The 21,173-nt window shown below is 68.1% G+C and carries 19 protein-coding genes; 13 read left to right on the plus strand and 6 right to left on the minus strand.

Going from position 1 to position 21,173, the window contains the following annotated elements; genetic code table 11:
* The first annotated feature begins 53 nt into the window (after positions 1–53).
* On the plus strand, positions 54–1,421 hold the full coding sequence (locus AC3B6C_RS05895) for an ABC1 kinase family protein (RefSeq protein WP_014928539.1): 1,368 nt from the start codon (positions 54–56) through the stop codon (positions 1,419–1,421).
* Positions 1,422–1,520: 99 nt separating this feature from the next.
* A complete protein-coding gene (gene pgfA, locus AC3B6C_RS05900; protein ID WP_488375346.1) occupies positions 1,521–2,873 on the plus strand; it encodes a cell envelope lipid trafficking protein PgfA in 1,353 nt (450 codons plus the stop codon).
* 411 nt (positions 2,874–3,284) lie between these two features.
* On the opposite strand, the gene AC3B6C_RS05905 is transcribed toward pgfA, so the two are convergent.
* Positions 3,285–4,250, minus strand: coding sequence for an alpha/beta hydrolase (locus AC3B6C_RS05905; RefSeq protein ID WP_488375347.1), 966 nt, complete (start codon positions 4,248–4,250; stop codon positions 3,285–3,287).
* Between the two features lie 437 nt (positions 4,251–4,687).
* Here AC3B6C_RS05905 and AC3B6C_RS05910 point away from each other — a divergent pair, with 437 nt between their 5' ends.
* The 6 genes from AC3B6C_RS05910 (at position 4,688) to AC3B6C_RS05935 (ending at position 13,675) form a co-directional block, all read left to right on the plus strand.
* Positions 4,688–6,166: an amidase gene (locus AC3B6C_RS05910; protein ID WP_055475964.1), complete on the plus strand. Its 1,479-nt coding sequence runs from the start codon at positions 4,688–4,690 to the stop codon at positions 6,164–6,166.
* A gap of 73 nt (positions 6,167–6,239) precedes the next feature.
* Positions 6,240–7,913: an FAD-binding dehydrogenase gene (locus AC3B6C_RS05915; protein ID WP_488375348.1), complete on the plus strand. Its 1,674-nt coding sequence runs from the start codon at positions 6,240–6,242 to the stop codon at positions 7,911–7,913.
* A gap of 105 nt (positions 7,914–8,018) precedes the next feature.
* Entirely contained in the window at positions 8,019–9,023 is a 1,005-nt protein-coding gene (locus AC3B6C_RS05920) for a Dyp-type peroxidase (RefSeq protein WP_010843184.1), read from the plus strand.
* Between the two features lie 60 nt (positions 9,024–9,083).
* Positions 9,084–9,893 carry a family 1 encapsulin nanocompartment shell protein gene (locus AC3B6C_RS05925; RefSeq protein WP_010843185.1) on the plus strand — a complete coding sequence of 270 codons (810 nt, stop codon included), beginning with the start codon at positions 9,084–9,086 and terminating at the stop codon, positions 9,891–9,893.
* A gap of 132 nt (positions 9,894–10,025) precedes the next feature.
* Positions 10,026–11,759 (plus strand): ABC transporter ATP-binding protein, encoded by a 1,734-nt coding sequence (locus AC3B6C_RS05930; RefSeq protein WP_010843186.1) that lies wholly within the window; start codon positions 10,026–10,028, stop codon positions 11,757–11,759.
* Entirely contained in the window at positions 11,756–13,675 is a 1,920-nt protein-coding gene (locus AC3B6C_RS05935; RefSeq protein ID WP_488375349.1) for an ABC transporter ATP-binding protein, read from the plus strand. Before AC3B6C_RS05930 ends, AC3B6C_RS05935 begins: the two co-directional genes overlap by 4 nt.
* 258 nt (positions 13,676–13,933) lie before the next feature.
* Here AC3B6C_RS05935 and AC3B6C_RS05940 read toward each other — a convergent pair whose 3' ends face one another.
* Positions 13,934–14,506: a YdeI/OmpD-associated family protein gene (locus tag AC3B6C_RS05940; RefSeq protein ID WP_014928548.1), complete on the minus strand. Its 573-nt coding sequence runs from the start codon at positions 14,504–14,506 to the stop codon at positions 13,934–13,936.
* Positions 14,507–14,552: 46 nt separating this feature from the next.
* Between AC3B6C_RS05940 and AC3B6C_RS05945 the strand changes: the two genes are divergently transcribed.
* Positions 14,553–15,251, plus strand: a complete 699-nt coding sequence (locus tag AC3B6C_RS05945) for a hypothetical protein (protein ID WP_488375351.1) — start codon at positions 14,553–14,555, stop codon at positions 15,249–15,251.
* On the opposite strand, the gene AC3B6C_RS05950 is transcribed toward AC3B6C_RS05945, so the two are convergent.
* The 3 genes from AC3B6C_RS05950 to rnhA form a co-directional block, all read right to left on the minus strand.
* Positions 15,252–16,043, minus strand: coding sequence for an SDR family oxidoreductase (locus tag AC3B6C_RS05950; protein WP_488375352.1), 792 nt, complete (start codon positions 16,041–16,043; stop codon positions 15,252–15,254).
* A 76-nt stretch (positions 16,044–16,119) separates the two neighbouring features.
* Positions 16,120–17,031 carry a D-isomer specific 2-hydroxyacid dehydrogenase family protein gene (locus tag AC3B6C_RS05955; RefSeq protein ID WP_488375353.1) on the minus strand — a complete coding sequence of 304 codons (912 nt, stop codon included), beginning with the start codon at positions 17,029–17,031 and terminating at the stop codon, positions 16,120–16,122.
* Entirely contained in the window at positions 17,028–17,522 is a 495-nt protein-coding gene (gene rnhA / locus AC3B6C_RS05960; protein ID WP_010844455.1) for a ribonuclease HI, read from the minus strand. Before rnhA ends, AC3B6C_RS05955 begins: the two co-directional genes overlap by 4 nt.
* Before the next feature lie 113 nt (positions 17,523–17,635).
* On the opposite strand from rnhA, the gene AC3B6C_RS05965 reads away from it, so the two are divergent.
* The 4 genes from AC3B6C_RS05965 (at position 17,636) to AC3B6C_RS05980 (ending at position 20,686) form a co-directional block, all read left to right on the plus strand.
* The gene (locus tag AC3B6C_RS05965) at positions 17,636–18,403 is read left to right on the plus strand and encodes a methyltransferase domain-containing protein (RefSeq protein WP_488358418.1); all 768 of its coding nucleotides are present in this window, start codon (positions 17,636–17,638) and stop codon (positions 18,401–18,403) included.
* Positions 18,404–18,584: 181 nt separating this feature from the next.
* Entirely contained in the window at positions 18,585–19,886 is a 1,302-nt protein-coding gene (locus AC3B6C_RS05970) for a glycoside hydrolase family 183 protein (RefSeq protein WP_488375354.1), read from the plus strand.
* A complete protein-coding gene (locus tag AC3B6C_RS05975) occupies positions 19,883–20,410 on the plus strand; it encodes a DUF1697 domain-containing protein (RefSeq protein WP_010844458.1) in 528 nt (175 codons plus the stop codon). Before AC3B6C_RS05970 ends, AC3B6C_RS05975 begins: the two co-directional genes overlap by 4 nt.
* A gap of 102 nt (positions 20,411–20,512) precedes the next feature.
* Complete coding sequence (locus AC3B6C_RS05980; RefSeq protein WP_488358422.1) at positions 20,513–20,686, plus strand: hypothetical protein; 174 nt, start codon at positions 20,513–20,515, stop codon at positions 20,684–20,686.
* A gap of 4 nt (positions 20,687–20,690) precedes the next feature.
* Here the strand turns inward: AC3B6C_RS05980 and AC3B6C_RS05985 are convergent, their stop codons facing one another.
* Positions 20,691–21,167, minus strand: a complete 477-nt coding sequence (locus AC3B6C_RS05985; RefSeq protein ID WP_010844459.1) for a hypothetical protein — start codon at positions 21,165–21,167, stop codon at positions 20,691–20,693.
* Positions 21,168–21,173 lie beyond the last annotated feature (6 nt).

A 21,173-nucleotide genomic window follows, 5' to 3' on the forward strand; every position in this document is an offset into this window, starting at 1 on the left:
CCGATGCGCTCCGACACTGGATTCGCCGTCGATGATCGTTACAATGACCGACGGTGACGATCAACAGCTCAGTCGACGACGGTCAGCGCACGCAGTTGCACCCGGTGTCCCCCATCGCCGAGCTCAGCCGATTCGGGACGACCACCGCCCATGCGGCCGCGGGCGTCGGACGCTTCGTCCTCCACACGGCAGGCGACGCCCTCCGGGGCCGCGCGCCGGGTTCGGCGAGGGTAGCCCACGAGATCCGCACGACCTTCGAACATCTCGGACCGACTTATGTGAAACTCGGTCAGCTCATCGCCTCGAGTCCCGGCGTGTTCTCCGAGTCCATGTCCGCCGAGTTCGAATCGCTGCTCGACCGGGTGAAGCCGGCCGACCCGGCACTCATGCGCGAACAGTTCATCGCCGAACTGGGTCGGGCTCCCGAAGAGGTGTTCGCGACCTTCGATCCGGTGCCGATCGCGTCGGCGTCGATCGCCCAGGTGCACACCGCCACCCTCCCCGGTGGCGAGGAGGTGGTGGTCAAGATCCAGCGCCCGGGCATCGCCGACCGCCTGGCCCCCGATGTCGCGATCCTCGAACGCCTCGCCGGCCTCGCCGAGATCTCCGAGTACGGGCGGATGCTCAGCGCACGCCACGTGGTCGAGGACTTCGCGGCCGGCCTCGACGCCGAACTGGACTTCCGCATCGAAGCCGACACCATGCGCGAGTGGTTCGCCTGTCTCCAGCCCGGGCCGTTCGGCGACCGCGTCCGCGTCCCGCACGTCTACGACGACTACACGACCCAGCGCGTGCTGACGATGGAGCGAATCCACGCGACCCGCATCGATGACGCCGCGGCCGTACGTGCCGCAGGCCACGACGGTGTCGCGCTCTGCCGCAACCTGCTGCTGTCGCTTCTCGAATCGGCGTTCCACGGCGGACTGTTCCACGGCGACCTGCACGCCGGGAACGTCCTCGTCGACGACGCGGGCAAGCTTGTCCTCCTCGACTTCGGCATCGTCGGACGGTTCACCCCCCGCACCCGGCGCATCCTCCGCCAGCTCGTCGTCGATCTCGTGGTGCGCGGGGACTACGAGTCCGCGGGCCGCGCCATCTTCCTTCTCGGCGCCGTGCACAAGCCGGGGTCGACGTCCCAGGGTGCCGAGGACATCAAGAAGGTGACGACTCCGCTGTCGACCACCGACCTCGGTTCGATGTCCTACACCGACCTCGGGCGGCAACTCGCCGCGGTCGCCAAGGCCCACGATGCGCGGCTGCCCCGGGAACTCGTCCTCGTCGGAAAGCAGCTGCTGTACGTCGAGAAGTACACCAAGCTTCTCGCACCCCGATGGAAGGCCATGTCCGACAAGGAGATCTACGGATACATGGCCGGCATCCTGAAGGAGGCCGAACGCGACCGGCGAGCCGACCGGCGCTGACCGGGCGCCGCGTATCCCGGCATGTCGGACCCACTGTGCCCTTCTGTGGCAAACGCGACAGTTAGGGTGGGAGCGATCAGCTGATTCCAGGAGTCACACATGAGACGTTTTGTGCCGGCAGTGCTGGCCTTCTTCGGCGCTGCGTGCATCGCGGCGGCCGTCGCCATACCGCTTTATCTCGTGCCGCAGTTGAAGGTGGTTCCGCTCGATCTGGACATCACGTCCGACGCCACCACTGTCGCCGCGGACGGTTCGACCGGAGAACGCTTTCCAGCGGTGATCTTCGATCGTTGCTCGGTGTCGGAGAATCGTGCCCGCACTCTGGAGGCGCACCTCACGCAGCAGCGACGTTCGATCATCATCGAACCGTCGGACAGCCGCCAGGCCAGCCTGCAGTCGGCGCAGACCGTGCGCATCGACCGCCTGCGCGATGCCGAGGGAACCGAGACCGAACCCACCGTCGCCGCCGAGGGTGAGACGCGTACGTGCGAGGACGGTCTGCTGACCGCGACCATCGACCGGGTGTCGGTGAATCGCAAGACCTCGGCACCCAACGGTGCGGTCAGCTCGCTGCAACTCGAGGCGGTTCCCGAGGGCGGCAACGTCAACGACGTGTCGGTCGCCATCGACAACCGCACCGGTTACCAGTACAAGTTCGGTTTCGACGTGCAGCAGCGCGACTACCCGTACTACGACCTCAACACCCGCCAGGACTGCGCGGCGAAGTTCGAGGGCGAGGAGACCATCGACGGGGTGAACACGTACCACTTCGTGTGTGACGTCCCGGAGACCGACCTCTCCAACCTCCCGAACGCGCAGGGCGAGGCGGCACTCGGCACGATGCTGACGATGCCCGCCCGCTGGTGGGGCATCACCGGGCGCGGGGTGCGGGCGAACGATCCCATCACCATGCACCGGTACGCCGCCGCGACCCGCCACGTCTGGGTGGAGCCGGAGACCGGGACCATCGTCGACGGTCGTGAGGACCAGCACCAGTACTTCAAGTCCCCCGACCAGAGCGACGCCACGCCGGAAGCGGTGCGCGAGTTCCGCATGGACGCCCTGAAGGGCACGTTCAAGTGGACCGACGACACCGTCTCCAACCAGGCGGGCAAGGCCAGCGGTTACGTCGACCAGCTGAAGGTCGGCGGAGTGTGGGTGCCGATCATCCTCGGCATCGTGGGAGCGATCCTGTTGATCGCCGCCCTGCTCCTGTTCTTCCGCGGACGCCGTGACGACACCCGGGTCGACGACACCCCGCCGCCCACGACTCCCCCCGCCGACGAGCGCGACACCACCCTGATCAAGCGCGACGCCCCGCCGGCGGGAGCAGCACCTGCGGGCGCGAATCCGTGGGAGCGACCGACCGAGCAGATCCCCAAGGTCGGCGACACACCGCCGGCCGACGACTCGGCCACGCGCACCTTCCGCAAGCAGCCCCCGCCCGAGTAGCGAGCGGCAGAGCACACACCGCGGGCGCATCCGGTATCCACCGGGTGCGCCCGCGGTGTTTTCGGTCCGGCACTTCTGCGGGTTGAGCCGCACCCCGCGGGTTGAGCCGCACCCCCGCGCGCTGAGCCGGGCCACACCCCCGCGGGTTGAGCCGGCCCCGAGCGGAGCGAGGCGCCGAGTCGAAGCCCCCTCCGCAACCAGCCCCCACAAGTGACCTCGACGGACGCGCGGGCACGCTACGCGTGCTCGAGCTGCTCGGCCAGCAGGGGCGCGCGGGCACGCTACGCGTGCACAGCTGCTCACCCAGCAGTCGTGCACGAGCGGCTCACCCAGCAGATACAACAAGGGCCGGTGACCCGAAGGTCACCGGCCCTTGCCGACTGTCTTACGTGCGCGAGACTACCGCGGCCCTCAGAAGAAGGCGGGGCGGAAGGTCTTGGCCCACGACTCCTTGAAGGTGCTCTGCCAGTAGTCCCACCAGTGCGCACCGTCCGGGGTGATCCGGGTGGTGAGCTTGACGCCCGGCACGAGCGCGAGGCGACCGATGTAGAGCTGGCTGCTGGTCGACGCGGCGACCTCGAGCGGGATCATCTGCGCGAACTTGACGGGGTCGAAGTTGCTGCTGGACGGGTTGACCGACGAGTCGTACTTGCTACCGACACCGCTACCGGACGAGACGTAGACGTTCTTGCCGGCGAGGTTGCCCGCGCTCAGGAACGGGTCGTTCTGGAACCAGGTCCCGGCGGGGAAGAAGCCCCACATGTTGAACGGGTTGCCACCGACCTCCGCGACCGAGGCCATGATGCCCTGGGTGAAGCCCGGCAGGGTGACCGTCGGGTAGCCGCTGTACGAGGCGACGGCCTTGTAGAAGTTCGGGTGACGCGACGCGAGGTTCAGCGCCGAGGTGCCCGACATGGACAGCCCGGCGATCCCGTTGCGACGGTTGTCGCTGCCGTGACGCGCGGCCATGTAGCCCGGCAGTTCGCGGGTCAGGAACGTCTCCCACTTGTTGACGCCCAGCCGGGGGTCGGGGGTCTGCCAGTCGGTGTAGAAGCTGCCTGCACCGCCGAACGGGATGGCGACGTTGGTGCCCTTGCCGGCCATGTAGCGCGCGACGTCGGTGTTGATCAGCCAGCCGCTGTTGTTGGCGGGGGCACGGAGGCCGTCGAGCAGGTACAGCGTCGGCTTCGGTCCGCCACCGCCGGCCGAGACGATGCACACGGGCACGGTCCGGTTCATGGCGTTCGAGCGGACGTACTCGACATTGCAGCCGTTGGCCGCGGAGGCCTCCGGCGGAGCTGCGACCAGCGTCGCACCCGACACGGCCACGAGAGCCACGAGTCCGGCGACGAGGCGCTTACGGGCGCGTGTCAGCATTCGTCAGTTTTCCTTTGGATCACCACGGCCGGAACCGGCCGCTTGCGGGTCTTGCCTACCGGGTACTGCTGCGGGCTTGTGTACGAAGTCGTACGAGGAGGGATTGTATTGGTCCCCCCGGGCAGTGGTACCCGTCCCGCTGAAGTGTAACGGCACGATAACGCCACGGCAAAGGTGAGAGCGGGTCTTGTGATGCCTGCCGACGGTGGTTCATGTCACACCCTCCGCGGCTGAACAGCCCATTTGGTACATAGAGGACGCGTCGGCCGATTTCTTCGTCTGTTCGGTCCACGTGCCCGCGATGAGGCCGTTATCGGTTTGGGTGGGCAACGGTGACCGTGGTTTTCGGGACAGCGGGCCCGGCCGCCCGCCTGTCCGGCGATCACCGCCAAGTCCGCTCGACCCGCCCCCGGAACCACTAGTGTCGGGACGTGCACATGGGCGAATACCTGTCCTGCGACGCGACCACCCTGGCCGGTCTCGTCGCCTCCGGCGAGGTGACGGCAGCCGAACTCCTCGACCTCGCGCGAACACGTGCGGACGCCGTCGATCCCTCCCTCAACGCCATCGTGATCCGCATGGACGCCGAAGCCGATGCGCGCGTCCGGGGAGACCTCACCGGGCCGTTTGCCGGCGTCCCGTTCCTCATCAAAGACCTCGCGCAGGACTACCGCGGGTACCCGACGACACGCGGCTCTCGCGCCCTCGCCTCGCACATCGCCCGCGAACACTCCTTCGGCGTCAGGCGTTTCCTCGATGCCGGCCTGGTGATCTTCGGCAAGACGAACACCCCGGAATTCGGCGCGAAGGCGATCACCGAGCCCACGTTCTGGGGTCCGGCGCGCAATCCCTGGGACCTGGATGCGACCCCGGGCGGGTCGTCGGGCGGCAGCGCCGCCGCGGTGGCTGCCGGGATCGTGCCGGCGGCCGGGGCCAGCGACGGCGGAGGTTCCATCCGCATCCCCGCCGCATGCACCGGATTGTTCGGGCTCAAGAGCTCTCGTGGCCTGATGCCGTTCGGTCCGCAGACCGGCGAGCCGCTCTTCGGGATGGGCGTCGAGGGCGTGGTGACCCGGACCGTCCGCGACGCCGCGGCCCTCTACGACGCGCTCATCGGGCCGACGCCGTCGTCGACCTACCCGACGCCCCTGCACACCGAGAGCTACACCGCCCGGATCGCCACCCCGCCCCGGTTGTTGCGGATCGGCTATACGACGACGTCGGCGATCAACGGGAACCCGCATCCGGAAGCCGTGGCCGCGGTCGAACACGCCGCGTCGGTGCTGACCGACCTCGGCCACAACGTCGAGGAGGTGGACCCGCCGCACGACGACGCCGCCCTCGCACGCGACTTCCTCGACATCTGGTTCGCCAAGTGCGCCGCGCAGGTCGACGAGGTCCGACGCCTCACCGGAGCTCCCGACTCGCATTTCGAAGCCGACACCCTGACCCTCGCCGAGCTTGGCCGAGCAGCCGGGGTCGTCCCGTTGTTCAGCGCGCTCGACCGGATCAACGACCACGTCCTGGCCCTCGACCGGTTCCATCAGACCCACGACCTGCTGCTCACGCCCACGCTCGCCGTGCCACCACCGCGGGTGGGTTCGATGACCACGCCGCCTGCCCTCCAGCGGGCGGCGCGGCTCGCCTCGCGCGCACGGTCAGGCCGCGCGATCTCCCGTCTCGGGATCATCGACAAACTCGTCTACGAGAGCCTCGGCTGGGTGCCGTACACCCAGCTCGCCAACCTCACCGGGCGGCCGGCCATGAGCGTGCCGCTGCACTGGACCGCGGCCGGCCTCCCCCTCGGCGTGCAGTTCGTCGGCCGTCTCGGTGCCGACGGCGATCTCCTCGCGCTCGCGGCCGGCCTCGAGGCGGCCGCACCGTGGTTCCACCGGTACGCCGACATCGTGCTCTAGTGCGGGGCTAGTCTCTTCTGCGAGTGCACATGCTCCGGAGCAACCCGGCATGGCTGCGGCGGGAGGAGATGCGGTGGCGGAGAACGAGGCCGACGCGGTGGTCGTCGGTGCGGGCCTGGCGGGACTCGTCGCGACATACGAGCTCACCAAGGCCGGGCGTCGCGTCGTCGTGGTCGATCAGGAGAACCGCAACAACCTTGGTGCGCAGGCATTCTGGTCCCTGGGCGGGTTGTTCATGGTGGACACACCCGAGCAGCGCCGCCTCGGCATCTCCGACTCCGCCGACCTTGCGCTGCAGGACTGGATGGGATCGGCGGGTTTCGATCGTGAGGACGAGGACTACTGGCCACGCCAGTGGGCTCGCGCCTATGTGGACTTCGCCGCCACCGAGAAGCGGCAGTATCTGCACGACCTCGGTCTGCGAATCACCCCGATCGTCGGCTGGGCCGAACGCGGCGGCGGATTCGCCGACGGCCACGGCAACTCCGTGCCCCGCTTCCACCTCACGTGGGGAACCGGACCGGAGGTGGTCCGGGTCTTCGCCGAGCCGGTCCTGGAGGCGGAGAAGCGCGGGCTCGTCGAGTTCCGGTTCCGGCATCGCGTCGACGAACTCGTCGTCGACGACGGCACCGCCGTGGGCGTGCGGGGTGTGACACTCGCCCCGACCGACGCCGAGCGCGGCCGGGCGTCGAACCGGGATGTCGTGGGCGACTTCGAGATCCGTGCCGGATCGGTCATCGTCACCTCCGGCGGCATCGGGCACAACCACGATCTGATTCGCAAGAACTGGCCGGTCGATCGTCTCGGCCCCGCTCCGCAGACGATGATCTCCGGCGTCCCCGCGCACGTCGACGGCCGGATGCTGGAGATCACCGAGAGCGCCGGCGCCAACATCGTCAACCGCGACCGGATGTGGCACTACACCGAGGGCATCCACAACTGGGACCCGATCTGGCCCGATCACGCGATCCGGATCATCCCCGGCCCGTCGTCACTCTGGCTCGACGCCAACGGCAATCGTCTCGCACCGCCGAACTTCCCCGGCTTCGACACCAATTCGACGATGAAGGCGATCCTGTCGGCGGGCCACGACTACTCGTGGTTCATCCTCACGCAGACGATCGTGGAGAAGGAGTTCATGCTGTCGGGGTCGGAGCAGAACCCCGACATCACCGAGAAGGACCTCAAGCTCACCGCGAAGAGCCGGCTGGCGAAGGGTGCCTCGGGACCGGTGGACGCCTTCGTGCGCAACGGCGTCGACTTCGTGGTCGCCGACAATCTGCCCGAGCTGGTGGCCGGGATGAACAAGATCGCTCGCGGCCCCGAACTCGACCTCGCGGAGATCGAGCGCATCATCTCCGCGCGCGACGCCGAGATCGGCAACAAGTTCTCCAAGGACGCCCAGCTGATGGCGATCACCAATGCGCGACAGTATCTCGGCGACAAGATCGTTCGCGTCGCCAAGCCCCACCGGTTGCTCGACCCGGAGCACGGCCCGCTGATCGCGGTCCGGCTCAACGTCCTCACCCGCAAGACCCTGGGCGGTCTCGAGACCAACCTCGACTCCCAGGTGCTGCGGCCGGACGGCAGCGCCTTCGACGGCCTGTTCGCCGCCGGTGAGGTCGCGGGCTTCGGCGGTGGCGGCGTACACGGGTACAACGCCCTGGAGGGGACGTTCCTCGGCGGATGCATCTTCTCCGGGCGCGCCGCCGGCCGGGCGGTGGCGCGGGCCACACCGCGCAGCTGACGCGGACTCGTCCGCACCTCGTCGTCGAAAAGGGTTGCCTGCCCTATACATTCGCAGCATGATCTGCCACCCCACGCCGGGTGACGATCGGCTAGGGTGTTGGGCGTGCCGGTGCCCCAGACGATCCTGACCCGGAAGACGAAGTCGGCGATCTTCCTCGTCTTCACCATCGACGACGGCGGTGAAGACGCGGTTCGCGATGCGCTGGAGGAAATTCCCGGGCTGAACAACGCGGTGTCCTCGCGGGCACCGGAGGCCGCACTGGCCGGCATCGTGTCGATCGGGTCTGCGGCGTGGGACCGCCTGTTCGCCGGCCCGCGGCCCCGTTCGTTGCGTCCGTTCGTTCCCTACGAGGGCGAGGTCCACACCGCCCCGGCGACGCCCGGGGACCTGCTCGTGCACATCAAGTCCGACGACATGGGCCTGTGCTACGAACTCGGCGCCAAGATCACCGAGTCCTTCGGGGACGCGGTCACCGTGGTCGACGAGGTGCACGGCTTCCGCTACTTCGACCTACGCGACCTCATCGGGTTCGTCGACGGCACCGAGAACCCGACCGGACAGGCCGCGATCGACGCCATCACGGTCGGTGCGGAGGACCCGGACTTCGCGGGCGGCAGCTACGTCGCGATCCAGCGGTACGTGCACGACCTGTCGTCGTGGAACGGCCTGAGCACCGAGGAGCAAGAAGCCGCGATCGGACGCACCAAGCTCGACAACGTGGAGATGTCCGACGAGGTGAAGCCACCGAACTCCCACATCGCGCTGAACGTCGTCGAGGACGAGAACGGCGAGGAGATCGACGTGGTCCGCGACAACATGCCCTACGGCGACGTCTCCGGCACGGGCGTGAACGGCACCTTCTACATCGCCTACTCGGCAGCGCCCGACGTCACCGAGGAGATGCTGCGCAAGATGTTCATCGGCGACCCGCCCGGCACCTACGACCGCCTCCTCGACTTCACCACCGCGGTGACCGGGTCGCAGTTCTTCACCCCGACCCTCGACTTCCTCGAAGAGCTGCCGCCCGCGCCCGACGCCGCACCCGCCGCTCCCCCGTCCCCGACGACCCGTTCCGACGGTTCGCTGGGCATCGGGTCACTGCACTGACGACACGACACCCGACCACCGCACCCGGAAACCCCATCCCGGCCGCACCAGGAGGACACCATGAACAACCTGCATCGCGAACTCGCGCCGATCTCCGACGCGGCGTGGGCGGAGATCGAGGAGGAGGCCACCCGCTCGTTCAAGCGCAACGTCGCGGGCCGGCGCCTCGTCGACGTCACCGGGCCGCTCGGCTCCGACACCGCGTCGGTGACCCTGGGGCATCGCACCAAGATCGACTCCCCCGCCCAGGGCATCACCGCGTTCCAGCGTCGCACCCAGTCGCTGGTCGAACTCAAGGTCCCGTTCACCGTGTCCCGGGAGGCCATCGACGACGTCGATCGCGGCGCGAAGGACTCCGACTGGGATCCGGTCGTGGACGCCGCGCGCGAACTCGCACTCGCCGAGGACCGGGCCATCTTCGAGGGCTACACCGCGGCGTCGATCAGCGGGATCCGCGCCGAGGCCTCCGCCTCTCCGATCCCGCTGCCCACCGACGTCCGCGACTACCCGGAGGCGGTCAGTCAGGCGCTGAGCACGCTACGACTCGCGTCGGTCGACGGTCCGTACGCGGTGGCCCTGTCGGCCGAGGCCTACACCCAGGTCAACGAGACGTCGAACCACGGCTACCCGATCCTCGAACACATCCAGCGGCTGTTCACCGGCGACATCGTGTGGGCGCCGGCGATCAGCGGCGCGTTCGTCATGAGCACCCGCGGCGGCGACTTCGAGCTGACCATCGGCCAGGACGTGTCGATCGGCTACGACTCACACGACGGCGATGTGGTGAACCTCTACTTCCAGGAGTCGTTCACCTTCCTCACCCACACTGCGGAGGCGGCCGTCGCGCTGACCGAACCGCCGACCGTCTGAGCGGCAGACCGCCGTCCTCGCCGGCCCCGCACACCGCCCGGGCGATACTCAGAGGCGTCCGTTGCGAGCGGCAACTAGTCTTGCGCAGGTGATCGCAGTAGAACACGGCCCGCTCTCGCTCCCGGCGGTCAGATGCTGACCCGCCTCATCCGCACGTACCTGGCGCGGTACCGGATCAACGTCGTCCTCGTCATCGTGCTGCAGCTGCTCGCGACCACCGCGATGCTGTTCCTGCCGAGCCTGAACGCCGACATCATCGACAACGGCGTGGCCCGCGGGGACACCGGCTACATCCTGCGCATCGGCGGATGGATGCTGCTGGTGAGCGTCGCGCAGATCATCGTCACGGTCGCCGCCCAGTTCTTCGGGTCCCGCGCCGCGCTGGGGGTCGGGCGCGACATCCGCGGCGACCTGCTGCACCGGGTGAACTCCTTCTCCGCACGCGAGGTCGGCACCTTCGGTGCACCGTCGCTGATCACCCGCACCACCAACGACGTCCAGCAGGTGCAGATGCTCATCGTCATGAGCAGCGCGATCCTGGTGATGGCTCCGATCATGTGCATCGGCGGCATCATCATGGGAGTCCGCGAGGCGCCCGCATTGTCGTGGGTCATCGCGATCGCGGTACCCGTACTCGGGGTCTCGATGGGGGCCATCATCGCGAAGATGATCCCCGGCTTCCGCGCCATGCAGGAACGGATCGACAACGTCAACCGCGTCCTGCGCGAGCAGATCACCGGCATCCGGGTCGTCCGGGCGTTCGTGCGGGAGGACTACGAGCGCAAGCGGTTCGCCGTCGCCAACGACGATCTCGCCGATGCGACCCTGCACGTCGGACGGCTGATGGCCCTGATGTTCCCGGTCGTCATGGTGATCACCAATGTCACCATCGTCGCGGTCATCTGGTTCGGCGGTCACGCGGTCTCCGACGGTTCGCTCGAGATCGGCGCGCTGACCGCCGTGATGAGCTACGTCATGCAGATCCTGATGTCGGTGATGATGGCGTCGTTCCTGGCGATGATGGCACCGCGCGCGGCGGTCTGCGCCGAGCGCATCTCCGAGGTCCTGGCCACCGACACCTCGGTCCATCCGCCCAGTGAGCCGATCGGATTCGCCACCCATCCGGGCATGGTGGAGTTCGACGCCGCCGAGTTCCGCTACCCCGGCGCCGACGACCCGGTGTTGAGCGGCATCGACTTCCGCGTCGAGCCGGGCACGACGACCGCGATCGTCGGATCGACCGGCTCGGGTAAGACGACACTCGTCGGGCTGGTCCCGCGACTGATCGACACGACGTCCGGCGCGGTCCGGGTCGGCGGTACGGACGTGAAGCGGCTCGACCCCGATGAACTGCGATCGGTCGTCGGTCTGGTTCCGCAGCGGCCGTACCTCTTCTCGGGAACCGTCCGCTCGAACCTGCTGCACGGCAAGGCCGACGCCACCGACGACGAGATCTGGGAGGCCCTGCGGATCGCGCAGGCCGAGGACTTCGTGTCGGCGATGCCCGACGGGCTCGACACCAAGGTGTCCCAGGGCGGCACGACCGTCTCCGGCGGACAGCGCCAGCGCCTGGCGATCGCTCGGGCACTCATCCGCCGACCGGCCATCTACCTGTTCGACGACTCGTTCTCCGCGCTCGACCTCACCACGGATGCACGGTTGCGCGCCGCACTGCGTCCGGCCACACGCGAGGCGGCGGTGATCGTGGTGGCCCAACGTATCTCGACCATCATCGACGCCGAGCAGATCGTCGTCCTCGATCGCGGACGGATCGTCGGTCTCGGTACGCACGACGACCTGCGCCAGTCGTGTCCCACCTATGCCGAGATCGTCGAATCGCAGATGGCGATGGAGGAGCGCGCATGACCCGGCCCGCAGGTCCGCCGATGGCGGCCGGACCCGAATCCAAACCCCGTTCGTTCTGGCCTTCGGTCAAACGCGTTGTCGCACAACTGGCCTCTTATCGCATGCTGATGACCGTGACGCTGGCCTCGCTGGTGGGCTCGGTCGTGCTGATCGCGATCGCGCCCCGCGTGCTCGGATACGCCACCGACCTCGTCTTCGACGGCGTCATCGGACGCACCCTGCCCGAGGGACTCACCAAGGAACAGGCGGTCGCCGGTCTCCGCGAGAGCGGGGACGACACCTTCGCCGACATGGTCTCCTCGATGGACGTGACACCCGGCGTCGGAGTGGATTTCGGCGAAGTCGGCCGCGTGCTGCTCATCACCCTGGCGCTCTACGTCGTCTCGTCACTGCTCGCGTGGCTGGCCGGCTACCTGCTGAACATCGTCGTCGTCGGCACCATCCGTCGGCTGCGCGACGACGTCGAGGCCAAGGTGCATCGCCTGCCGCTGCGCTACTACGACACCATGCCTCGTGGTGAGCTGCTGAGTCGGGTGACCAACGACCTCGACAATCTGTCACAGAGCATGCAGCAGACCATCTCCCAGTTCGCCAACTCGGTGCTGACGGTGATCGCGCTGCTGATCATGATGATCTGGATCTCGCCGCTGCTTGCCCTGATCGCCGTGGCCACGGTTCCGCTGGCGATCATCGCGACCGGCGTGATCGCCAAACGGTCGAAGCCGCACTTCTCGGCGCAGTGGTCCTCGACCGGCGCCCTCAACGCTCAGGTCGAGGAGGCCTTCACCGGCCACGAGCTGGTGACCGCCTTCGGCCGCCAGCGCGAGATCCAGTCGACCTTCGACGAACGCAACCAGAAGCTGTACGAGTCCAGTTGGCGGGCGCAGTTCATCTCGGGCGTCATCATGCCGACGATCATGTTCCTGGGGAACCTGAACTACGTCGCGGTCGCGGTTGTCGGCGGTCTGCGCGTGGCCTCGGGATCGCTGAGTCTCGGTGAGGTGCAGGCGTTCATCCAGTACTCGCGCCAGTTCACCCAACCGCTGACGCAGATCGGTTCGATGATCAACCTCATGCAGAGCGGCGTCGCATCCGCCGAGCGGATCTTCGACATCCTCGACGCGGACGAACAGTCGCCGGACGCCGCGAGCCCGAAGACCCCGACCGATGACAAGGGACTCATCGAGTTCGACGACGTCTCCTTCCGCTATGTCGAGGACAAACCGCTCATCGAGAACCTCAGCCTGGTGGCCCGCCCCGGACACATGGTCGCGATCGTCGGTCCGACCGGCGCGGGCAAGACCACCCTGGTCAACCTGATCATGCGGTTCTACGACGTCGATTCGGGCGTCATCTGCGTGGACGGAGTCGACTCGACCCAGATGACCCGCGACGACCTGCGTGAACGCACCGGCATGGTGTTGCAGGACTCGTGGCTCTTCGGCGGCACCATCTACGACAACATCGCCTACGGCGACCCCACCGCCTCGCGGGAAGAAGTGCTCGACGCGGCCCGGATGAGTCACGTCCACCACTTCGTGCGGACCCTTCCCGACGGTTACGACACCGTCCTCGACGACGAGGGCGGCGGGGTGAGTGCCGGTGAGCGGCAGCTCATCACGATCGCGCGGGCGTTCCTCGCCCGTCCCACGATCTTGATCCTCGACGAGGCGACCAGCTCCGTCGACACCCGCACCGAGCTGCTCATCCAGAAGGCGATGGCGAATCTGCGGTCGGACCGTACGAGTTTCGTCATCGCGCACCGGTTGTCCACGGTGCGCGATGCCGACGTCATCGTCGTCATGGAGGACGGTCACATCGTCGAGCAGGGCAGCCACGACGAACTGCTCGCCGCCCGCGGCGCGTACTGCCGGCTCTACGAGAGTCAGTTCACCGGAGCCATCGAGGCGACCTGAGCGACCCCCTCTGCTCCCTGAGGCGCGAGGAGCGCTAGCGACGAGCCACGAAGGGCCTGGTGACGCGGGTTTCGGAGCCCTTCGTGGCTCGCTTCGCTCGCACCTCAGGGAGCAGTAAAGGCGTCCCCTCCGCTCCCTGAGGTGCGAGGAGCGTAAGCGACGAGCCCACCCCCGATCCCTGAGGTGCGAGGAGCGTAAGCGACGAGCCCACCCCCGATCCCTGAGGTGCGAGGAGCGTAAGCGACGAGCCTCGAAGGGTCACGAAGGTCGCTCGTTGCGCGCCGCGCGTTCGACGAGGCCGGCGATGCGTTTGGTCTTGGTCTCGGGTCGTTTCGCCAGGGCGATCTGGGACAGTCCGAACTTGCGCGCGCTCGGCGGGAACGCATCCCAGTTGGCCCGGGCGGCGGGGTCGGCGTCGAGCGCGGCGGCCAGTTCGGGGGACTCGATCAGTGCCTCGGCATCGTCGAACAGGGTCCAGAGGCCGCGGGCCTGGGCGTCGTCGATGACGGCCTGTCCGGCGGGCTGGATGCGGCCGGCGGCCGCGAGGTCGGCGACGCGCGCCTTGTTGGACGCCGACCACCCGCTGTTGCGCCCGCGCCGGGTGAACCACATGCCGCGGCGTTGTTCGTCGATGACACGGGTGTGACCGTCGATCCACCCCCAGCACAGCGCCTCGCGAACACACTCGTCGTAGTCGATCGGCTCCCGGCCCGAGCCCTTGCGCCAGAACACAAGCCACACTCCGGGCGACGTCTCGTGATTGTCGCGCAACCACTCTCGCCACGCATCGACGGTCTCGACGGTGAGTTTCGGGGCATCGGGATCGGCCATTCGTCAACCCTAATGACCTACGTCCAGGTCTCGGTACAGTTGAGCCGTGAACGAGATCGTCAACTTTGCCACGGACAACTGGTGGCTGATCTTCCCGATCGGCGCGGTCGTCGGCGGGTGGGCGGGTTCGATCGGCAAGTACAACGAGAAGCGGCGCAGGGACAAGATCGAGCTCGCTCGGATCAAGGCCACCGCACAGTCCGAGCAGCTCAAGCTCACGACGACCTCGGCCGATCAGCTGCGCAGGGTGCTCCGACAGCACGACGCACTCAACGAGAAGTGGTTCGCCTACGAACTCGATCTCGCGACCCTGATCGAGTACCCGCTGATGACCGACATGCGCGAGCCGCTGACCCTCGCCTTCCACCGGGCCCGGGTGCGCGCGGACGACCTGCGACCCGATCCCGCCGCCGCGGACCTCTCCACGGCCGCGACATCGATGTCGCCGGCGGATTTCGCCGAATACCGCGATGCGGTCGGCGACTACGCCGCCGCCTTCGACGCAGCCGAGCGAGAAGCACGGCGTCGCAAGCAGTCCGGCTTCTCCCCGGTCGAGCGCGAGGCACTCGACCGGGCGCGCAAACTGATCAACGTCGCCGCCGACGCCGGGGCCACGCCGGCCGAGCGGCAGGCCGCCTACAAGAAGGTCCGCGCCGAGCTCGACGGCATCATCGACGTTCCGCAGGTGGCGGCCGCACATCTCGAACAGCAGATCGCCGGGGCGCTCGAGCGCGGCTCGGACTGATCAGAGATCCGGGATCGGAAGGTCGAGGTTGGGCGCGATGATGCCGCCGTCGACCTCCAGGATCTTGCCGGTGACGTAGGCGCCCGCCGGTGACGCCAGGTAGAGCGCGGCCGCGGCGATGTCCTCCGGATCGCCCAACCGGTGCAGCGGCGTCGATGTCTCGACGGCGCTGCGCATCCCCTCGTCACCCGCGACGATCTCCAGCGCCGACGTCAGGATGGCGCCCGGCGCGATCCCGTTCACCCGGATCTTCGGATTCAGATCCATCGCCGCGATGCGGGTGTAGTGCGCGAGAGCGGCTTTCGCGGTGCCGTAGGCCGCGTAGGCACGCCCGGGCAGGCGGCCGACCGCGGAGGTGATGTTGATGATCGAACCCTGACCGCTGGTCGCGAGGATCTGCTTGGCACCGGCGACGACGAGCGCGTGTGCATTACCGACGTTGAAGTCGAAGGCATCCCGCAGGTGCTTGGGACTCGTGTCGAACAGCGGCCGGGGCATCGCACCGCCGACATTGTTGACCACGGTGTCGAGTCGCCCGAACTCATCGACCGCGGTCTGCGCGAGCGCGGCCGCCGCGTCGGGGTCGGCGAGGTCCACTGCGACGGTGCGGGCGCGCCGGCCCGCGGCACGGACCCGTTCGGCGACCTGTTCGAGGTCGGACTCGCTGCGCGCCGCGATCACCACATCGCCGCCGGCCTCGGCGAAGGCGACCGCGATCGCCGCCCCGAGCCCCCGGCTCGCGCCGGTCACGATGGCCACCTGGTCGTCTATCCGGAATCTGTCGAGAATCACCCGTCGACCATGCCACGTCGCACCCGAAAACGAGAACGTGTTCTAGAAAATCGTTCGTAACCGGCCTGACGAGACCTCAGTAGTCGCTTCCGACGGTGACCACGGAGAGGAGATCCTCATCCGCGGCGAACCTGCGCAGATTCTCGGCGACCCACGGCGCGAGCTCACGCGTCAGTCCCGACGCCGGGTTGGCGACGTGCGGGGTGATGATCACGTTCGGCAGGGACCAGAGCGGATGGTCCTCGGCGGGCGGTTCGGGATCGGTCACGTCGAGAGCAGCCCCGGCGATCTGACCGTCGGCCAACGCGCGGTACAGCGCTTCCTCGTCGACGAGGGGGCCGCGCGCGATGTTCACCACCCACGCGTGCGCGGGCAGCGCGGCGAGGCTGTCGGCGTTGATCATGTGCCGTGTCTCGGGGGTCGCCGGCGCGGCCAGCACGACGTGGTCGATCGTCGCCCACAGGTCGTCCAACTCGTCCGACCGGCGGACCTCATGCGCGCCGGGGACCTCTCGGCCCGACCGGTTCACCGCGACGACGCGGGCACCGCATGCCCGGAGGCGCGGAGCGAGCGATGCGCCGATCCCGCCGGCTCCGACGATGGCCACGGTGGAACCGTGCAGTGACCGGACCGCGGTGTCGATCCGCTCCTTGTCCCAGTGCCGGAGGACGGCGGTGTTGATCTGCCGAAGTCCCGCGAGGAGAAGCGCCAGCGCATGCTCGGCGACGTTCTCGGCATAGAAGCCCGACGCGTTGGTCCAGATGCGGCGGTCGTCGAGGATGTCGGCGGCCACGAAGTCCTCGATCCCCGCGGTCTTGAGGGCCACCCACTCGACCGTGTCGGGCAGCTCCGGAAAGTCCGACGGCGGTCCGATCCACACCAGCACCCGCGCGTCGTCGAGGCCGACGATCCGTCCGCCCGCACCCTCGATCGCCTCGACCAGGTGCTCGTCGCGCACGGGTTCGAGGGCCACCGCCACCGGGGTCATCGGGCGACCGACCGGGCCGCGGTCGTCGCCAGTTCGTCGGCGATCTCGTTGAAGTGATCGCCGGCGTGCCCCTTCACCCAGCGCCACTCCACCTGATGCCGCTTCTCCTCCTCGACCAGACGGCGCCACAGATCCGCGTTCTTGACCGGCTTGCGGTCCTTGGTCTTCCAGCCGTTCGCCTGCCAGCCGTTGACCCACTTCATGATCCCGTTGCGGACGTACGTCGAGTCGGTGTAGATGATGACCTTCGACGGTCTGGTCAGTGCCGCGAGACCCTCGATGGCGGCCGTGAGTTCCATCTTGTTGTTCGTCGTATCGGGCTCGGAACCGGAGATCCGCTTCTCGGTGCCCTTGTAGCGGAGCACCGCACCCCATCCGCCCGGGCCCGGGTTGCCCAGGCAGGCACCGTCGGTCGAGATCTCGACGACGTCCGACCCCGCTCCCGGGTCTGCGGAGGAGCCGTCGGCTGTCGGGTTCGCAGAAGCTGTCACGCACGGAAGCCTACGGCAGGCGCGACGGCCGGCAGCACCCTCGTCGAGGGGGCAAACCGACGGCGTTCCCGACATCTCGGGCGCCGGGCACCAGTGGTGTCTAGGGTGGACCCATGGCTGTGTGGGACCCGACACGCTATCTGCAATTCGCCGACGATCGCGCGCGGCCGTTTCTCGACCTCATCGCGCAGATTCCGACCAACCCGCTGTCGGTGGTCGACCTGGGTTGCGGACCGGGCCATCTGACCAAGCACCTGCGTGCACTCTGGCCGGCGGCCGAGATCCTGGGCATCGACGACTCGGCGGAGATGGTCGACCGGGCCATCCGCGACAACACCGACCCGCGCGCCAACTACGACGCCGTCGACGTCTCGCAGTGGGCGCCGCACCGGCCGGTCGACCTGATGATCTCCAACGCGATGTTCCAGTGGGTCCCCGATCACCTCGAGGTGATCGACCGGCTGCTCGGTTATCTCACCGACGGCGGCGCGTTCGCGTTACAGGTCCCGAACAACACCGACTCGCCGACCCACGCGGCTCTCGCCGAGCTCGCCGTGACCGAACCGTATGTCGGGGCGTTCGGCGACCTACGCGGGCTGCCGCGTCTCGACGCCGAGGTGTACCTGGACTTCTTCGCCGAGCGCGGCTACCACGTCAACGCGTGGGAGACGACCTACTTCCACGTGCTCGACGGCCAGGATCCGGTGTTCGACTGGATGTCGGGAACCGGCGCGCGGCCCTACCTGCAGGCGCTCACCGACGACCTCCGGAAGCGCTTCATCGCCGATCTGAAGGAACGCTTCGCCGAGGCCTATCCGCGACGGGAGTGGGGTACCGTTCTGCCCTTCCGCCGCACGTTCGCCGTGGCCACTCGCCGCTGATCCTCGCGACCTCGTCCCCCCTCCGGAGAACAGCGCTCGCGTCGTTCATCGGAATCGGGGAACGACAATTCGGAGCGAGCGTCGAAGGGTCACGCACCGGCATCGGTTTGGCATCGGCGACGCTGCCCCGTGCCACTTCTGCAACACTGACGCCACTGTCGTTTCCTCAGGGGGTACGTCCATGCCTCGACGCAGCCGGACTCGTCTGCGCCCTGCCCACCATGTCCGACGCCGCGTCATCGCAACCGTTGCCGCCGTCGGCCTGGCCGGCGGCGTGCTCGCTGCTGTGCCGGCACCGGCGCGAGCCGCGGTCTGCAACGTCACCGGCATCACCGGAGGAGACGTCGGGAGCACCGGAAGTTCGGGGTCCAGCGAGCTCGGGTGGGGCAGTCTCGACTTCGGCAGCTATCGGGCGGGCGGCAAGAAGCCACAGGGGCCGCTCCCCAAACTCACCGGTGCCAGCAAGGCCGTCTCGTGGGTGACCGGTCCGCGAAGTCCCGCTCGCACCGACACCCGTTTCGGTATCACCGCCACCGACGTCGGCGTGCCGTGGGACAACGGCTCCGGTCAGATACTGATGGCCTTCGGCGACACATGGGGCAAGTGCGCGGGCCAGATGGCCTGGAAGCACAACACGATGCTGCGTAGTGACGCGAACTCCGATCTGGCCAAGGGAATCCGATTCCCGAACGCCGTACCGGGATCGGTCCGGTCAGGTGCCTCGGTGTCATCGGCACATCCGACATGGGCACAACCCATGTTCAACGCGGTCGGGGTGCGCAACATCGAGGTCGGTCGAATCCCCACCGGCGGGATCTCGGTCAACGGCACCCAGTTCGTCAGCTTCATGTCGATCCATCGTTGGCTCGGCCCCGGCCGGTGGAGCACGAATTACTCGGGAATCGCCCTGTCGCACAACAATGGTCAGACCTGGACCGTCGACAACAACACCCTCCGCTGGAACACCGACCTGACGATTCCCGGCGTTCCCCAGGTGGCGAGTGGCCACAACCGGTTTCAGATGGGCGCCTTCCTCCGAAGCGGTGAGTACATCTACCAATACGGCACGCCGAATGGGCGTTTCGGCTCGGCCCACGTGGCCCGGTTCCGTCCCGCCGACATCCTGAACCTCAACCGGTATCAGTACTTCCGGGGCGGCACGTCGTGGTCGTCGAATCCGGCCGAGGCCGCGCCGATCGTCGCCGGTCCGGTGGGCGAGATCTCGGTGGCCTACAACGCCTTTCTCGGCCGGTTCGTCATGCTGACCGAGCGCGCGGGGACGATCATGATGCGCACGTCGCCGTCACCCGTGGGACCGTGGAGCGGAGAGCGAGTGCTCATCTCCCAGAGGCAGTCCAGCGGCCTGTACACGCCCTACATCCACCCTCGGTCGTCGGGAGAGGACCTCTACTTCGTCGTCTCGCGATGGGACGACTACAACGTCATGCTGGTGCGGACCGACCTGTCGAAGGTGCGTCCGTGAGCCGGCGCATCGTACTGATCCGCGCCGTCAACGTCGGCGGGGCGAAACTCCCGATGGCCGAATTGCGCCAGATCGCAACCGACCTCGGTGCCGATGAGGTCACGACCTACATCGCGTCGGGCAATCTGATCTGTTCGCCACCTCCCGACCCGGACGAGTTCGACCGCGCTCTCGAGACCGCGATGGAGGAGCGCTACGGTTGGTTCCGCGAGGTCATCAGCCGCACGACCGACCAGGTCCGTGCCGCGCTGGACGCGCATCCGTTCGACATCGTCGACGACAAGTACTCCTACGTCTACTTCCTGACCGGCGAACCGGCGCCCGACAAGGTGACCGCCTTCGAGCGCAAGGACTTCGGCGAGGACGTCGTCCGGGTCATCGGGTCCGATCTGCACATCCGCTACGCCGACGGTGCGGGCCGCTCGACGTTGACCGCGCCGGTCATCGCTCGCGGTCTGGGTGTGCAGGGAACCGGACGTAATCTGCGGACCGTCCGGAAGCTGCTGGAGCTGGCCGGCTCCTAGCACTGATCAGGTGGCCCGTGCCCCGGCACGGGCGTAGCGTCGGTGGAGGCATCACGAGACAAACCAGACGAACCAGACGTTCGCGTCGAGAGGAGTCCGGACATGAGTCAACCGGTCCCGCCGCCACCGCCACCGCCCGAGCCCATTCCGGCGCCGGAGCCCATCCCGGAGCCGCCACCGGAACCGCCGATCCCCGTACCCACTCCGCCGCCGGCTCCCGACCCGCAGCCCGCACCCCCGCAGCCGGACCCGCCGCCTCGGCCCACGGTGATCTGAGCGGTCAGCCGCGCGTCAGAACGCGCGCGACGCGGTCCAGATCGGCGAGCTGCTCCTCCCGCGGAGCCTCCCACAGCTTCTTCGGCAGCTTCTCGAGATCCTTGACAGCCGCCTCGGCGTGATCGAGCGCTTCGGTCGCCTCGTCCTCGCCGAGGTCCACCGACGCGATGAGCCGGTCGTCGAGTTCGAAGACCGCGTCGTCGAGGCGGTTGCGCGCCGCGACGAGTTCGTCGTCGTGCGGGATCGCCGGGTTCGCGTGCACGTCCGCGATGGCATACCGAATCCGCCGATGCAGCAGCGCTTCTCGGGTGTTGTCGGTGGCCCAGCTATCGGGCGCGCGGCCCGGTCGGCCGGGAATCAGGTCGGTGGATCGTGCGAAGGTGCGCACTCGTTTGTCCGAGTCGTACGCGAACCAGGCGGCGCCGCCGAGAATGAACAGTGCGACCACCACGGTGGCCACGATGATGATGACCGCGATCATGTGGTC

It is taken from the genome of Gordonia sp. 11cp (genome assembly GCF_057767225.1).

What these genes read in the sequence shown, in the direction of transcription:
- pgfA (WP_488375346.1), top strand. Translation starts at nt 1,521, where the DNA reads ATGAGACGTTTTGTGCCGGCAGTGCTGGCCTTCTTCGGCGCTGCGTGC.
- AC3B6C_RS05930 (WP_010843186.1), top strand. Translation starts at nt 10,026, where the DNA reads ATGCTGACCCGCCTCATCCGCACGTACCTGGCGCGGTACCGGATCAAC.
- AC3B6C_RS05905 (WP_488375347.1), bottom strand. Translation starts at nt 4,250, where the DNA reads ATGCTGACACGCGCCCGTAAGCGCCTCGTCGCCGGACTCGTGGCTCTC.
- AC3B6C_RS05965 (WP_488358418.1), top strand. Translation starts at nt 17,636, where the DNA reads ATGGCTGTGTGGGACCCGACACGCTATCTGCAATTCGCCGACGATCGC.
- AC3B6C_RS05935 (WP_488375349.1), top strand. Translation starts at nt 11,756, where the DNA reads ATGACCCGGCCCGCAGGTCCGCCGATGGCGGCCGGACCCGAATCCAAA.
- AC3B6C_RS05910 (WP_055475964.1), top strand. Translation starts at nt 4,688, where the DNA reads ATGGGCGAATACCTGTCCTGCGACGCGACCACCCTGGCCGGTCTCGTC.
- AC3B6C_RS05980 (WP_488358422.1), top strand. Translation starts at nt 20,513, where the DNA reads ATGAGTCAACCGGTCCCGCCGCCACCGCCACCGCCCGAGCCCATTCCG.
- AC3B6C_RS05985 (WP_010844459.1), bottom strand. Translation starts at nt 21,167, where the DNA reads ATGATCGCGGTCATCATCATCGTGGCCACCGTGGTGGTCGCACTGTTC.
- AC3B6C_RS05970 (WP_488375354.1), top strand. Translation starts at nt 18,585, where the DNA reads ATGCCTCGACGCAGCCGGACTCGTCTGCGCCCTGCCCACCATGTCCGA.
- AC3B6C_RS05925 (WP_010843185.1), top strand. Translation starts at nt 9,084, where the DNA reads ATGAACAACCTGCATCGCGAACTCGCGCCGATCTCCGACGCGGCGTGG.
- AC3B6C_RS05955 (WP_488375353.1), bottom strand. Translation starts at nt 17,031, where the DNA reads ATGACCCCGGTGGCGGTGGCCCTCGAACCCGTGCGCGACGAGCACCTG.
- AC3B6C_RS05940 (WP_014928548.1), bottom strand. Translation starts at nt 14,506, where the DNA reads ATGGCCGATCCCGATGCCCCGAAACTCACCGTCGAGACCGTCGATGCG.